Here is a 13,467-nt window from a genome sequence, read left to right as displayed (position 1 = left end):
ATCGGCCCAACAGAATGTGCCGGTGTCGTTCAGGCCACCGAAGCGCAACCGTGTCGTGGGAGGAAGTGCCGTGTCTTGCGGAGAGGTCAGCGCGCCAATGGCGTCGTCGCGCCCCACCAGTATCGCGTGGCAATTAGTTCACCTGCCATATCCGGAAAACGTCGGGCGCTATTGCGATCTTTCGCGTACGCGCCGACGCGGGAGTGCCGCTCGATGAGGCGTGGGCTGCGGCCCCGCCATTCATCGGCAGATCGCCATTTTCTCAGAACCAGCATCCACTGAAGGGCAGCCATCATGGCCGAGAATTCCGTTTCATATCCTGACACTGTCGCGCTCCCGCCGCTCTCGCGTCCGAAGGAGGTCGAGGAGCTGCTGGTCGATGCGATCGATCTGCATTGCCACAGCGGGCCTGCCGCGATGCCGCGGATACTTGATCACTATGAGGAGATGCAGGACGCTGCCGCGGCGGGTTTTCGCGCGGTGCTGTACAAGGATCACTTCTATCCCGGGATGGCGCATGCCATCATTCTGGAAAAACTGTTTCCGCAGTCCGGCGTCCGCCTGTATTCGGGCGTGGCGCTGAACAATGCGTCGGGCGGCATCAACCCGCACGCGGTCGATCATGCGATCAAGCTCGGCGGCAAGATCGTCTGGATGCCGACGCTTTCGGCGGCGAACCATATCAACGTTCAGGCCAGCGGTCAGGCCAAGACATTCCCGAAGACATCCCAGAAGATGCTGGATCCGATCCCGCTCACGGCGCTGGACGCCAACGGCAAGCTCACGGATGACACGAAGAAGGTCATCGATCTGATCGCGGAGGCAAACATCATCCTGGCTGGCGGTCACCTCCACGTCTCGGAACAGCACGTCCTCTTCGAGGAGGCCAAACGCCGCGGCGTCAAGAAGATGATGGTCAATCATCCGACCTACGTGGTCGGCTTTGCCGATAGCGATATCCGCCAGTTGGTCGCGCTCGGCGTGACGATGGAACATTCCATCTGCATGTTCATCGAAGGCAAGTCGAAGAAGTTCAGCGGAGACGATCTGGCCCACCTCATCGAGGTCGCCGGCGTGGAGAGCACCATTCTGTCGTCCGATCTGGGCCTGCTCGGTTCGCAGCGTCCGGTGGATGGTTTCCGTAGCATCACGCAGATGCTGCTCGATCTGCAGATGCCGCGCGCCACGATCAAGAAACTGATCAGCGAGAACGCGGCGGCATTTCTCGATCTGCCGGCGAAGCGCGCCGCTCAATAGAATCCTGACAAGAACGACCGGGGAAGGTCGGCCAACAAGATCGACGAGGAAACCATGAACGTGGATCGCGAAAGCGAAGAAGCCCTGATGAATCGCATCATGTGGCGGGTCATGCCGCTTGTGATGGCGATGATGATGCTGGCCGTGATCGACCGGTCGAATGTCGGCTACGCCAAACTGCAGATGGCCAGCAGCCTGGGCATGTCCGAGACCATGTACGGACTGGCGTCCTCGCTGTTCTTTATCGGTTATTCGTTCTTTGAAATCCCGAGCGCCTTGGCCGCGCATAAGTTCGGCGCGCGGCTCTGGTTTGCGCGTATCCTGCTGACATGGGGCATGCTGACGGTGCTGCTGGGTTTCAGCATGACCGGCTCGATGTTTGCGGCGGTGCGCTTTCTGGTCGGCGTGGCCGAGGCGGGGGCGTATCCGGGCATCATCTTCTACCTCACGCTCTGGTTTCCCAAGCGCTACCGCGTGCAGGCCGTGGCGCTTCTCACCATCGGCAGTCCGCTCGGCAACATGTTCGGCTCGCTGTTTGGCGGCATCCTGCTGGATTTCGATGGCATGCTTGGCCTCGCCGGCTGGCAGTGGGTCTTCATCGCCACCGGTGCGCCCGCGGCCATCCTGTTCGTTTTGGTGATGCGCTATCTCCCCGACAATCCGCAGACGGCCGGTTTCCTGTCGTCCGAGGAGAAGGAGCGGCTGGCGGCCGCGCTCGGCCGCGATGAAATCGCCACCACCATGCATACCAGTCCGCTCCGCGTCCTGATCGACGCGAGGGTGTGGTGGTTTTCGTTCGTCTACACGCTGATCACGCTGTCACTCTACGGAATCATCTATTGGTTGCCAACGGTCGTCAAAGGATTCGGCACGACCGGCACGCAGAATGGTATCTTGAATGCACTGCCATGGGCTGTGGCTGCCGCGGTCCTGGTCTGGCTCCCGCGCCATCTGCGCGAGCACCGCACAGTGCTGATCGGCATGGCGGTGATCGCTTTGTGCGGGATGGGGGCGTTCTTCACCTCGACCCTGCTGACCGAGAACTGGATGCGTTATGTGGCGCTCGCGGTTGGCACCCCATGCGTCTCGCTCATGTTTCCATGCTTCTGGTATTTGCCGTCGCAGATCTTCAAGGGAGCGCATGCGGCGGCGGCGATTGCAGCCATCAGCACGATCGGCAGTCTCGGGGGCTTTGCCGCGCAGAATCTCATGCCCTGGGTCGCGGGCTTGTCGGGCAGTGCGCTGGCTGCGATGTCGGTACCCGCCCTCAGCCTGGGTCTGCTGGCCGCCAGCGCATTCGCGATGTTGCTGACATGGCGCGTCCTGCCGAAGACGGACGGCGAGAGTGAGGTCACTGTTGCGGCTGCTGCCGCTCGCCGGCAGGTCGTGTCATGACGGCGCTTCCGTCGGACATGCGGGCGGTCAGGATCGCCCGCTTCGGCGGTCCCGAGGTGCTGGCGCTTGGCGAAGAGGCCTTGCCGACTCTGGCGCGCGGCGAAGTGCTGGTGCGTGTGGTGGCGGCCGGCGTGAACCGGCCAGACATCCAGCAGCGCCGCGGACTCTATCCGCCGCCGCCCGGCGCAACGGAGATTCCAGGCCTCGATATTGCCGGTATTGTGGTCGCGACAGCGCCGGATGTGAACTGGCCGCGGGTCGGCAGTGCGGTCTGCGCGCTCGTCACCGGCGGCGGCTATGCGGAGTATTGCAGCGTGCCTGCCGTGCAATGCATGTCGGTCCCTCGGGGATACGACTTCGCACAAGCGGCGGTACTTCCCGAGGTGCTGTTCGCCTGCTGGAACAACGTCATTCTTCTCGGCAAGCTGGCGGAGGGTGAGAGCATCCTCGTACAGGGCGGCACCAGCGGTGTCGGCATGGCGACCATCCAGATCGCAAAGCTGCTGCGATCGGCGCGTGTCTTCGCCACGGCCGGGTCGGAAACCAAGCGTCAGATCTGTCGCGATCTCGGCGCGGAGATCGCGCTCGACTATCGCTGCGATTGGGTCAAGCCGCTGGTGGAAGCGACGCAGGGGCAGGGCATCAACGTCATCCTCGACTCGCAGGCTGGTCCTTACACCAATCTGGAGCTGGAACTGCTGGCCTTCGATGGTCGCCTTGTCCTGATCGCGAGCCACCTCGGTGAACGCGCCGACATCAATGTCCGGCAGATCGTGCGCCGCCGGCTGACGCTGACGGGGTCGACGATCCGGCCGCGTCCGCCGGAATACAAGGGCTGGATTGCCAAGGCCCTGATGCGCGAAGTCTGGCCATTGCTCGAGGATCGGCGGATGCGGCTCAGCATCTGTGCGGCATTTCCGCTGGAGGACATGGCCAAGGCGCATGCCCTGATGGATGCCAATGAGCAGATCGGCAAGGTCGTGCTGATCGTCGATCCGGCCCTTGCCTATGTGGTGCCGGACGGTCGACCGAACTAGAGCACGAAAGACGACGTGATGAGTGATGTCCTGTCAATGCCGGTCGCGGCGGCCGAGGAGTTTCTCGCCGATCTGTTCGAGCGCGCCGGTCTTCCGTCGCTGGCGTCCGGGCAGATGGCGTGCGCGCTGGTCGATGCCGATGTGGCCGGCCTGCCGTCGCACGGTCTGTCGCAGGCCGACATGTATATTCGCCGGCTTCGCCTCGGGAGTGTGTCGTCCGTTGTGAAGCCGATCGTGGTTGAGAGTCGCGCGGCAATGGCTGTGCTGGATGCGCGGGGCATGTTCGGCCATCTGGCGGGTGACGCGGCCATGCAGATGGCCATTGAGCGCAGTAAAGAGATGGGTGTCGGTGTCGTGGCGGTTCGCAACAGTTTTCACTTCGGCGCGGCGGCCCGGTATACACGCCAGGCAAGTGCCCGTGATTGCATCGGCATCGCCATGTGCAACACCAAGCCGATGATGCCGGTTCCTGGCGGTCTGGAGAAACTGGTCGGTAACAATCCTCTCTCGATCGCTCTTCCGGTGTCCGACGGGCCCGAGTTTGTGCTGGACATGGCGCTGAGTGAAGCTGCGCTCGGCAAGATCCGTGTCTATGAGCGGGAAGGGAAGCCGCTCCCGCCGACATGGGCCGTCGACCGCAACGGGGAGCCTACGACGGATGCCAAGGCCGCTATCGACGGCATGCTGTTGCCGTCGGGCGGCGCGAAGGGCTTCGGCCTGTCGCTGGCGATCAATCTGATGTGCAGCCTGCTGTCGCAGGGGCCCGGCGGCGACGAGGTTGCGCCGCTCTATGGCGACCTTTCGAAGCCGTTTCTGTGTTCGCTGCTGTTTCTGGCGATCGATATCGAACACTTCCGTTCGGTCGAAGACTTCCGCAATGAAGCGTCCGCCGAGCTCGCGAAAATTCGCGCGTCGCGCGCGCAGGCGCCGCCGCGTACGCCGGGTGAACGCAGTTGGACGAAGCGCCAGAGCGATGGCGGCCGGATAGATATTCCACGCGCACTGTCCGCGACGTTGAACGCGCTGGCAGAGGAAATCGGATCGCCAGAGCGTCTGCCGTCTTAACGGTACGCGCTGCCAAAGAGCATCACCGTAAGAATTAAAATGAGACCGGCCGTCATGTCGACGGCCGCAGAATGAACAGGAGCACGGGCGATGCAGGCGCCGCGTCAAAAGGTTTTCATCACTTGCGCCGTCACCGGCAATCTGACCACGCCGGAGCAGACACCGCATCTGCCGATCACGCCGGCGGAAATCGCCGAGGCCTGTCTCGGGGCGGCCGAGGCCGGCGCCGCCATCGTGCATATCCATGTGAGGGAGCCTTCCACCGGGAAGCCTTCGATGGAGCTCGAATATTACCGGGACGTGGTCGACCGGATACGCGCGAAAAACACCCAGCTGATCCTCAACATCACCACGGGCCCCGGCGGCCGTTTCGTTCCATCCACGGACCAGCCACGCGTCGCAGCGGCGGGAACGACGCTGATTGCACCTGAAAAACGTGTCGAGCACATCGCCGCGCTTCGCCCGGATATCTGTACCCTCGATCTCAACACCATGAATTCGGGCAGGGAAGTCGTCATCAATACGCCCGGCAATGTTAGGCGGATGGCGAAGGTGATCCGTGAGGCCGGGGTAAAGCCGGAGATCGAGCTGTTCGATTCCGGCGATATTGCGCTGATGAATGATCTGCTGAAGGACAACACACTCGACGGGCCCGTACTCTGTTCCTTCGTCATGGGGGTTCGTTATGGCTTCCAGCCAAGTCCCGAGACGGTCATCTACGCCCGCAACATGCTGCCGCCGGATGCTCAGTTCACCGCCATCGGCATCGGCAAGACGTCATTCCACAATGTCGCGCAATCCTATCTGTGCGGCGGACACGTTCGCGTTGGTCTGGAAGACGCCGTCTATCTGTCGCGCGGACAACTCGCGCCATCGAATGCTGCCATGGTGGAGAAGGCCCGTCGCATCGTCGAGGAACTCGGCGGAGCGATCGCATCGCCACGCGAGGCGCGGGAGATCATCGGCCTTCCCACTCGCCTAGCGGCAAGCTGACGGAGGTCTGCTGGATGACGCGTCTCAACGTTACCGTCGGCCGAACGGCCCTCAAGAATCCGCTGATCGCCGGATCCGCGGAGCACCATATCGACCCCGAAGGCGTACGTCGTGCGCTGCGCGCCGGCGTTGGCGCGGTGGTGGTCAAGTCCATCAACGAATCCGAGCGCGGCCGTGACCAGCTGCAGCGCGCCGAATACATGCTGCTCGACAGCGAGTGGCGCGAAATGGCGTGGACGCCGAACGCGCCTGACACGGCATTCATCGCCTGTCGCTCTGGCCTGACGCCGCAGAGCTTCGATGCGTGGCTCGATCAGACGGTCCAGCTCGATCGCGAGGCCAGCCAGGTCGAATCCTATGCGGTCGCGAGCCTGATCGTTGCGGACCTCGCGCGAACGGTCGAGATGGCCAGGCAGGTCGAGCAGGCGGGCCTGCGCGTCCTCGAGCTGAATATCGGCACGCCCTATGCCAGCCAGGCAAAAGGTGTGGTGTCCACCGAACTCGATCCCGAGCGGGTGTCCATGATCGTGTCTGCGGTAAGGCAGGCGATCGGCATCCCGCTATGGGTCAAGATCACCGGACAGAGCGAGCGCGTGCCGGACCTGGCGGATGCCGCATGTCTCGCGGGCGGCGAAACCGTGGTGATGGCCGGGCGGCTGCTCGGCTTCGTGCCTGACGTCGAGACGATGCAGCCGTTTCTGGGAACGACGCTGGGCGTCGGAGGATACTGGAATCTGCCGCTGACGTGTCACTGGCTGGCTGTGTCGCGGCAACAGCTTGGCGCCGACAAGCCGCTGATTGCGACCAATGGCGCACGCAACGGTCTCGATGTCGCGCGCATGATGCTCGCTGGCGCCAGCGCGGTGGAGATGGCATCGGCCGTGATGCTGCGCGGCGCGGCCGTGCTGTCATCCGCGCTGGATGAACTCGACGCTTACCTGCGCGGCAAGCGGATGACCGCTGCCGAACTGGTTGGCAGGGCTGCAGACCAGCGCAAGACATTTGCCGACATGCCGCTGCGCACCGACAACTGGAGAAAATACATTGCCGATCAGCTTTAACGCGGGCGCGCCGTCCGCGCGCTGCGCTTGACGGGTGGTGGCTGATGAGCGCCGCGGCCGTGCCCGAGCTTGTGCGAGATCTGGCGTGCCGCCTCGATGAGCTGGGCGACGTCGGACGGCCGTGTCTTCTCCGGCAGGACCTGAATCGATGCCACGATGGCGACCGAGGCGATGCAGGCATCCTGCGCGTCGAAGATCGGCGCGGCCACCGCATTCATCCCGATCAAGCTCTGCTCTGGGGCCGTGGCAAAACCAAGACGCACGATCTCCAGATATTCCTGTTCGAGCTTGCGGACGCTAACAATGGTCTTGTCGGTGAAACGCTGCAAGGGCTGCGCGAGGACGCGCGCCCTCATGGGGCTGGGGGCGAAAGCCAGCAGGACCTTTCCCTGCGCCGACGCATGGAAGGTCAATTCGCTCCCCGGGCGAACGCCGAGTTCAATCGCCGCCGTGCCCGACAGTTTGTGCAGGATCAATGCGCCGCGCGGCGTCATCTCGGAAAGAACGACGAAATGGCCAAGGGCATCGCGCAACTGCCGCATCGGTCCTTCCGCGAGCTGAATGAGATCCGCATCAGGCGCGTGCCGGGCGAGCAACCGGCCCTTCGGACCGATGCTGTAGCGCGAGGTGCTGGAGTTCTGCGTGAGATACCCGCGGTCGACCAGCGTCTGCAGATGCCGATGCACCGATCCCTTCGTCATGCCCAGACGGTCGGCGATCTGCGTCACGCCCAGTTCATCGTCCGAGAATGCAACGGCTTCCAGTACGTCGATGGCCAGTTGCACGGAGTGGACGCCGGTTGATGCTGAATCGCTCATCGTTTCTCAAATTCGTGTTCGCCTGTGCTGAACAACGTAGCGAACTGGAATGCAAGTGCAATGTGATTGATGCGTTGAGCGTCGCGGACATATGCCCCGAAACTATTGACACGACCGTGCGCCGACCACTATCTTTAAATGAAACAGCGTTCCGCGCTCGAGAACGTTAACGAGATCGACGGTCTTCAAGGCAATCGGGACAAAATGCGGTGAGGGAATGACAGAGTTAGCTGATCCCAAGGTCGAGGCGCGCATCGCCGCGTTGTTGAAAGGCGCGATTGATCCGCATGTGCATAGCGGGCCGTCCATCGCGCCGCGCGGCATCGACCACGTCACGTTGCTTCGGCAGGCCTCGCAGGCGGGTTTCGCCGCGGTCGTTACCAAGGATCACGACTACAGCGGTGTCATGACGGCCGAGCTGATCCGGCAGCACTTTCCCGAGCTGAAGACGAAGATCTATTCCAGCATCGTGCTCAATAATGTGGTGGGCGGTCTCAACCCCTACGCGGTTGAGCACACCGCTGCGTTGGGTGGCAGGATCGTCTGGCTTCCCACGCTGGCCGCCGCAAACCATCTGCGATGGCAGGCGTCTGCTCAATGGGTGCACCCGGCTTCCACCGAGCGGATGCGACCGGTTACCGCCATTCCGGTGCTGGACGACGACAAGTCGGTACGCGACGACATGAAGGAAATTCTCGATATCGTCGCGCGCAACGACATGGTGCTGGCCAGCGGTCACCTGCACGTCAGCGAGACCTGGCTGATCTTCGAAGAAGCGCAGCGCCGCGGTGTCAAGCGTCTGGTGTTCACTCATCCGGAGGACATCGTCGACGCGTCGTTGAACGACGTTAAAGGCATCGCGGCGATGGGGGCCTTCGTCGAGCACTCGCTCTGCATGTTCCTCGACGGCTGCAAGTTTAAGAGCCGTGAGGCCGAGGATCTGCGCGACCAGATTGAGGCCGCGGGCGTGGAGCAGACGATGCTGTGCTCCGACCTTGGCCAGACCGGAACCTTCAGCCCGCTCGACGGATTCCGCCGCGGCATCAGGCTCTGTATGGATCTGGGCTACGACGACGATCAGATCCGCAAGATGGTCTCCGGCAACACCGCGCGCGCGCTTGGCATCGAAGCGGATGTAGCTGCGGCGCGGGCCAGTTAGCCTTCCGGACAAGATACAGGCTCAGGCCGGCGCATCGTGAAACGCCGGCTCCCAGAATTGACACCAAGGGAGATTCCACATGTACGACACCACCGATCCGAGGGCCAAGCTTGCGCCCGCAGCCGCAGGCGCCGCGCCGGCAGGTCCTTTCGGTCAGGCCGAATATCTCCGCTTCTACGACGAGCCGCCGCAGGAGGATGGGCCGTCAGGCAGGAGCTGGTATGGGCGCGGGCAGAACTTCCTACTCGTGCATACGGAGGGAAAAGCCGGCGGTGTGCTGGCGCGTGAGGAGCAGCCGGACGAATACGCCGTGCTGTTGTCCGACCCCAAGGTGGTCGTGGAGATCACCACGGCGGAGGGCACCAAGCGTGTCAACGGCCGGTCGCTGGCCTTCGTGCCGCCAGGACGGTCAAGCATCAAGATCATTGAAGCCGGCAAGATCGTTCGCATCTTCACCACGCGGTCGGAGGATCTTGCGGCGAAATGCGCCAATGCAGCATCATATGCCACGGCCAAGCCCTACGTCGCACCGCTGGAGCCGTGGCCCGCGCCGAAAGATGGCTTTCGTCTGCGCGTCTACAGCCTCGACGTGCCGCCGGAGCCGGGCCGCTTCGGTCGTATCTGGCGCTGCACCACCATCATGGTGAACTATCTCGACGGCTATAACGGCCCCCGCGATCCCAGCAAACTGTCGCCGCACCATCACGACGACTTCGAGCAGTGCTCGCTCGCGGTTGAGGGGGAGTTCATTCACCATTTGCGCTGGCCCTGGACGATCAACAAGAAGAACTGGCGCAAGGACGATCACGAACTGTGCAAGACGCCGTCCATCGCCGTCATTCCGCCGCCCTCGATTCACACCACCGAGGCCTGTGGAAGTGACTTCAACCAGCTCGTCGACATCTTCTGTCCGCCGCGGCTCGACTTCTCGCAGAAGCCCGGCTGGATTCTGAACGCCGATGAATATCCGATGCCGTAACCGGCAGTCCACCCAGCAACGGCAACAGGATTATCAAAGATGACAACTGCTTCCACATTCCGGCAACGCATGCTTGGTGGCCAGAAACTTGTCGGCACGTTTCTGAAGACACCGACCGGTCACGGCACCGAAATCCTCGGCGATATCGGCTATGATTTCGTCGTGATCGATCAGGAGCACGGTCCATTCGATCGCACCAGCAGCGACATCGCGCTGATGGCTGCGCGGGCAACCGACACGCCGGCGCTGGTTCGGGTGCCGGGACCGGAGGCCATTCTCTCGGTGCTGGATTGCGGCGCCACCGGCGTCCTGGTCCCCCATGTGAAGAGCGCGGCCTATGCGCGCGAGGTGGCGGCAATGTTGCGGTATCGTGGCGGCAGCCGCGGCTTTGCGACCAGCACACGTGCGGGTCGCTATTCCGGCATACCGATGTGGCGGCACATTGCGGATTCGGATGCCCGGATGGTGTTCGTAGCCCAGATCGAGGATCCGGTGGCGCTGGACGAGATTGACGCCATCGCCGCCGTCGACGGCGTTGACTCGCTGTTTATTGGGCGGGGCGACCTGACCGCGGCCTTTGGCGATGAATCGAAAGATCCGCCCGATGTGTTGCGCGCAGTCGAACGCATCTCGGAGGCAGCACGCAAGGCCAACAAGCCGATCAGCGTCTATGTTGGCAATGCGAGCGAGGCCGCCTGGTTGAATTCGCTCGGCGCCAACGTCTTCGTGCTCTCGTCGGATCAGGGCTTTCTGCGCCAGGCGGCGACTGCCGCCCTGCGCGATGTCCGGGACAAGGTTGGATGAGCACGCGTTAGATCGATCAATCTGCAATCAGCGCTCAAGCTGAAAAAACAGACAGGGGGACGGAGACATGAGACCACACAAGGCGTCAATTTGCGCCACGCTGTTCGCGCTCGCGCTGGCACTGCCGGCGTCAGCGCAGCAGACGATCAAGATCGGATCGTCGCTGGGTTTGACGGGATACGGGTCGGCGACCGACGGTCACTGGCGTGACGGGATGCAGATCGCCATTGAGGCGGTCAATGCGCAAGGCGGCGTCCTGGGCAAGAAGCTCGAACTGGTGATCGAAGACAACAAGTCGACGCCGCAGCAGGCAGTGGTCGTCTATCGGAAAATGATGACAGACGACAAGGTCGCCGCCTTCGACAGCGGCTGCATCTCGGCCGGCAACTTTGCCGCCGCGAGCTTCGTCTCCAGAGCCAAGTTGCCGATGTTTCTCTGTTCCATTCTGCCGCGCCAGCCGGATGAGCAGAAGTGGGCCTTCCAGTTCCTGCCGCCACCCAAATTCGAGGTGGATGCGCGCTATCGGTATCTCAAGGACAAGACCGATATCCGTAAGGTCGGAATCCTCTCCGATCCGAGCCCGTACAGCCTGTTGATGCGCGGCCTAGCGGAAAAGGGCGCCGAGGAATTCGGACTGACCGTCGTGGCCAACGAGTCCTACCAGCAGGACGACGCCGACTTCAGCGTTCAGATCGGGCGCATCAATGCGGCTGGCGCCGGGGCGATCATCATGCTGGGGCAAGGCAATGCGGTGGTAACCGTCGTCAACAACATCCGCAGCCTCGGCCTGACCAAGATGCTGATGTTGGGCAGTATCAACGAGCTCGATATTCTGCTCTCGGCGGGCAAGGTGCTTGGCGACCAGTATCTGGTCCCGTCGCCGCTTATTCAGGTGGCAGCCGACGACATCAACGTTATCACAGATCCCACCGCCCGCGCGGCTGCGGAGCCGTTCGTCAGGGCGATGAAGGCGAAGTTCGGCAAGTCCGACAACGCACAGGCCTCGCGCGCCTGGGACTCGATCATGATGATGGCTGCCGCCATGAAGAAGGCGAATTCGACCGATGGGACGGCCGTACGCGATGCATTCGAGAAACTCGGCCATTACGACGGTGCGGGCGCGTCCTACGACTTCAGCGCGGAGAACCATATCGGGATTATCAAGAATCCCTACGTGATCGCCTTCGTGAAGGACGGCGTTCTGGTTCTCAAGAAGTGACGGCGATGGCGGACATTGTCCCCCTGATCGCTGTCCGCGATCTGACGGCCCGCTACGGTCATATCGAAGCGCTGCGGTCGACCGCGCTCCATGTGGCGCCCGGTGAGTTCGTGACCATTCTGGGACCGAACGGAGCCGGCAAGACCACCTTGCTTCGCGCCATCACGCGGCTGATCGCCAGCACCGGGCAGATTGTGTTCAACGGCCGGGATGTCACTCATCTACGCACCCATGAGCTGGCCGGGCTCGGTATCATCATGGTGCAGGAAGGGCGGGGCCTGTTCGGTGACATGAGCGTGCGGGAGAATCTGCAACTCGGCGCCTACAAACTGTCCGGACCGCAGGCCCACAGCGAGCGGCAGCTGGAGAAGGTGTTCTCCCTGTTTCCACGGCTGCGCGAGCGTATCGACCAGACCGCATCGTCCATGTCCGGCGGTGAGCAGCAGATGCTGGCTGTCGGCCGGGCACTGATGGCCGATCCAAAACTGCTCATTCTCGACGAGCCGTCGCTCGGCCTTGCGCCGCGCGTCGCTTCCGAAATCCTGTCGACGCTCGGCGCCCTCAACAAGGAGGGTCTGGGTATCTTGCTGGTCGAGCAGAAAGCGCCGCTGGCGCTCAAACTCGCCCAGCGCGTTTACATTCTTGCCTCTGGAAGCGTTCGGGCCGAGTTGCCGACGCACGAGATTGAATCGCACCATGACCTTGCTCGCTATTACTTCACCTAAGCCGGTTGCGCGTCTCGACCGGTTCTCCATCGGCCTGCTTGGGGCAGGCGCGCTGCTGTTTGTCGCCGTGCTGATCTATGGCGGCTATCTGCTGACGGTGATGCAGCTCGCGATGATCTATGGCATCTTCTGCCTCGGATTGAATTTCTTCATGGGCTATACGGGGCAGGCCTCGTTCGGCCAGAACGCCTTCGCCTGCATCGGCGGCTATGGCAGCGCCATTCTCTGTGTGCAGTACAACTGGGAGCCTGTGCTTGCCCTGATCGCCTCGATGGGCGTGGCGGGAATAGCCGCGCTGGTGATTGGCTATCCGACGCTGCGTCTGCGCGGCCACTATCTCGCGATGGCGACCTTCGCGCTGGGCCTCATTACTTATGACATCTCGGTCCAGTGGACCAGCCTGACCCAGGGCTATATGGGCTATGCTGGCATTCCACCGCTCGGCATCGGCAGCCTGACCGTCGAGGACGAACGGCTGAAGCTGCTCTGCCTCGGTGGGCTGCTGCTGGTCGGTTTCTGGATCTCGCAGCGCCTGCGCGATTCCCGTTTCGGCCGCGGACTGCGCGCCATTTCCGGAAGCGAGAACGGCGCCGCTGCGCTCGGCATTCGGATTTCGCGCTTCAAGCTTATCGCCTTCGTCATCGCCGGATTGTATGCGTCGGCCGCCGGATCGCTGTTCGCGCATACGGTTGGCTTCATCAGTCCCGAAGTGTTCGGCCCGCAGATGGTCATCGTGACCTTTACGATGCTCTATGTCGGAGGCGTCGGCACGCTGATCGGTCCGGTCGTCGGCGCCATTGTTGCATCTCTGCTGCCGGAGATCTTCCGCAGCACCGGCCGCTTCCAGGACATCGCCTATGCGCTGGTGCTGCTGCTGATGCTGATCTATGCGCCCAAGGGCCTGTCGGCGCTCGGTGGACTGTTTCGCCCGCGCAAAGACAAAGGGGAGGCGTGA

General features: G+C 62.7%; 13 protein-coding genes. 12 read left to right on the top strand and 1 reads right to left on the bottom strand.

Translation table 11 applies throughout. The annotated features are described in order from the left end of the window. Positions 1 to 294 precede the first annotated feature (294 nt). From AB8B02_RS18490 to AB8B02_RS18465, 6 genes are all read left to right on the top strand, one after another. Complete coding sequence (locus AB8B02_RS18490) at positions 295 to 1,257, top strand: DUF6282 family protein (RefSeq protein ID WP_231079513.1); 963 nt, start codon at positions 295 to 297, stop codon at positions 1,255 to 1,257. Between the two features lie 54 nt (positions 1,258 to 1,311). Next, positions 1,312 to 2,652, top strand: coding sequence for an MFS transporter (locus tag AB8B02_RS18485; protein WP_089265630.1), 1,341 nt, complete (start codon positions 1,312 to 1,314; stop codon positions 2,650 to 2,652). After that, entirely contained in the window at positions 2,649 to 3,689 is a 1,041-nt protein-coding gene (locus AB8B02_RS18480) for an NAD(P)H-quinone oxidoreductase (RefSeq protein ID WP_439064774.1), read from the top strand. The genes AB8B02_RS18485 and AB8B02_RS18480 overlap by 4 nt, the downstream gene beginning before the upstream one ends. An 18-nt stretch (positions 3,690 to 3,707) precedes the next feature. Then, entirely contained in the window at positions 3,708 to 4,754 is a 1,047-nt protein-coding gene (locus AB8B02_RS18475) for an Ldh family oxidoreductase (RefSeq protein ID WP_120286754.1), read from the top strand. A 90-nt stretch (positions 4,755 to 4,844) separates the two neighbouring features. Further along, positions 4,845 to 5,747, top strand: coding sequence for a 3-keto-5-aminohexanoate cleavage protein (locus tag AB8B02_RS18470; protein WP_231079515.1), 903 nt, complete (start codon positions 4,845 to 4,847; stop codon positions 5,745 to 5,747). 14 nt (positions 5,748 to 5,761) lie between these two features. Continuing rightward, the gene (locus AB8B02_RS18465; protein WP_120286756.1) at positions 5,762 to 6,808 is read left to right on the top strand and encodes a tRNA-dihydrouridine synthase; all 1,047 of its coding nucleotides are present in this window, start codon (positions 5,762 to 5,764) and stop codon (positions 6,806 to 6,808) included. Here the strand turns inward: AB8B02_RS18465 and AB8B02_RS18460 are convergent. Further along, positions 6,805 to 7,626, bottom strand: a complete 822-nt coding sequence (locus AB8B02_RS18460) for an IclR family transcriptional regulator (protein ID WP_089265626.1) — start codon at positions 7,624 to 7,626, stop codon at positions 6,805 to 6,807. The two genes, AB8B02_RS18465 and AB8B02_RS18460, sit on opposite strands and share 4 nt — an antisense overlap. A 262-nt stretch (positions 7,627 to 7,888) precedes the next feature. Here AB8B02_RS18460 and AB8B02_RS18455 point away from each other — a divergent pair, with 262 nt between their 5' ends. From AB8B02_RS18455 to AB8B02_RS18430, 6 genes are all read left to right on the top strand, one after another. Next, positions 7,889 to 8,785, top strand: a complete 897-nt coding sequence (locus tag AB8B02_RS18455; protein WP_439064773.1) for a DUF6282 family protein — start codon at positions 7,889 to 7,891, stop codon at positions 8,783 to 8,785. 79 nt (positions 8,786 to 8,864) lie between these two features. Then, positions 8,865 to 9,764 (top strand): hypothetical protein, encoded by a 900-nt coding sequence (locus AB8B02_RS18450; protein ID WP_093758665.1) that lies wholly within the window; start codon positions 8,865 to 8,867, stop codon positions 9,762 to 9,764. Between the two features lie 39 nt (positions 9,765 to 9,803). Continuing rightward, entirely contained in the window at positions 9,804 to 10,568 is a 765-nt protein-coding gene (locus tag AB8B02_RS18445; RefSeq protein ID WP_089265623.1) for an HpcH/HpaI aldolase family protein, read from the top strand. A gap of 67 nt (positions 10,569 to 10,635) precedes the next feature. Continuing rightward, entirely contained in the window at positions 10,636 to 11,787 is a 1,152-nt protein-coding gene (locus AB8B02_RS18440; RefSeq protein WP_115031017.1) for an ABC transporter substrate-binding protein, read from the top strand. Positions 11,788 to 11,792: 5 nt separating this feature from the next. Beyond that, positions 11,793 to 12,512, top strand: a complete 720-nt coding sequence (locus AB8B02_RS18435) for an ABC transporter ATP-binding protein (RefSeq protein ID WP_244558396.1) — start codon at positions 11,793 to 11,795, stop codon at positions 12,510 to 12,512. Next, positions 12,484 to 13,467, top strand: a complete 984-nt coding sequence (locus tag AB8B02_RS18430; protein ID WP_309945854.1) for a branched-chain amino acid ABC transporter permease — start codon at positions 12,484 to 12,486, stop codon at positions 13,465 to 13,467. The genes AB8B02_RS18435 and AB8B02_RS18430 overlap by 29 nt, the downstream gene beginning before the upstream one ends.

The sequence above is a fragment of the Tardiphaga sp. 862_B3_N4_1 genome, assembly GCF_051811085.1.
Lineage (GTDB): Bacteria > Pseudomonadota > Alphaproteobacteria > Rhizobiales > Xanthobacteraceae > Tardiphaga > Tardiphaga robiniae.
The sequence above is the reverse complement of the archived record's forward strand: the minus strand, read 5'-3'. Positions and strand labels throughout refer to the sequence as shown.

Excerpts from the sequence above, each read along its gene's own strand:
- AB8B02_RS18490 (WP_231079513.1), top strand. The coding sequence starts at position 295 with ATGGCCGAGAATTCCGTTTCATATCCTGACACTGTCGCGCTCCCGCCG.
- AB8B02_RS18485 (WP_089265630.1), top strand. The coding sequence starts at position 1,312 with ATGAACGTGGATCGCGAAAGCGAAGAAGCCCTGATGAATCGCATCATG.
- AB8B02_RS18480 (WP_439064774.1), top strand. The coding sequence starts at position 2,649 with ATGACGGCGCTTCCGTCGGACATGCGGGCGGTCAGGATCGCCCGCTTC.
- AB8B02_RS18475 (WP_120286754.1), top strand. The coding sequence starts at position 3,708 with ATGAGTGATGTCCTGTCAATGCCGGTCGCGGCGGCCGAGGAGTTTCTC.
- AB8B02_RS18470 (WP_231079515.1), top strand. The coding sequence starts at position 4,845 with ATGCAGGCGCCGCGTCAAAAGGTTTTCATCACTTGCGCCGTCACCGGC.
- AB8B02_RS18465 (WP_120286756.1), top strand. The coding sequence starts at position 5,762 with ATGACGCGTCTCAACGTTACCGTCGGCCGAACGGCCCTCAAGAATCCG.
- AB8B02_RS18460 (WP_089265626.1), bottom strand. The coding sequence starts at position 7,626 with ATGAGCGATTCAGCATCAACCGGCGTCCACTCCGTGCAACTGGCCATC.
- AB8B02_RS18450 (WP_093758665.1), top strand. The coding sequence starts at position 8,865 with ATGTACGACACCACCGATCCGAGGGCCAAGCTTGCGCCCGCAGCCGCA.
- AB8B02_RS18445 (WP_089265623.1), top strand. The coding sequence starts at position 9,804 with ATGACAACTGCTTCCACATTCCGGCAACGCATGCTTGGTGGCCAGAAA.
- AB8B02_RS18440 (WP_115031017.1), top strand. The coding sequence starts at position 10,636 with ATGAGACCACACAAGGCGTCAATTTGCGCCACGCTGTTCGCGCTCGCG.
- AB8B02_RS18435 (WP_244558396.1), top strand. The coding sequence starts at position 11,793 with ATGGCGGACATTGTCCCCCTGATCGCTGTCCGCGATCTGACGGCCCGC.
- AB8B02_RS18430 (WP_309945854.1), top strand. The coding sequence starts at position 12,484 with ATGACCTTGCTCGCTATTACTTCACCTAAGCCGGTTGCGCGTCTCGAC.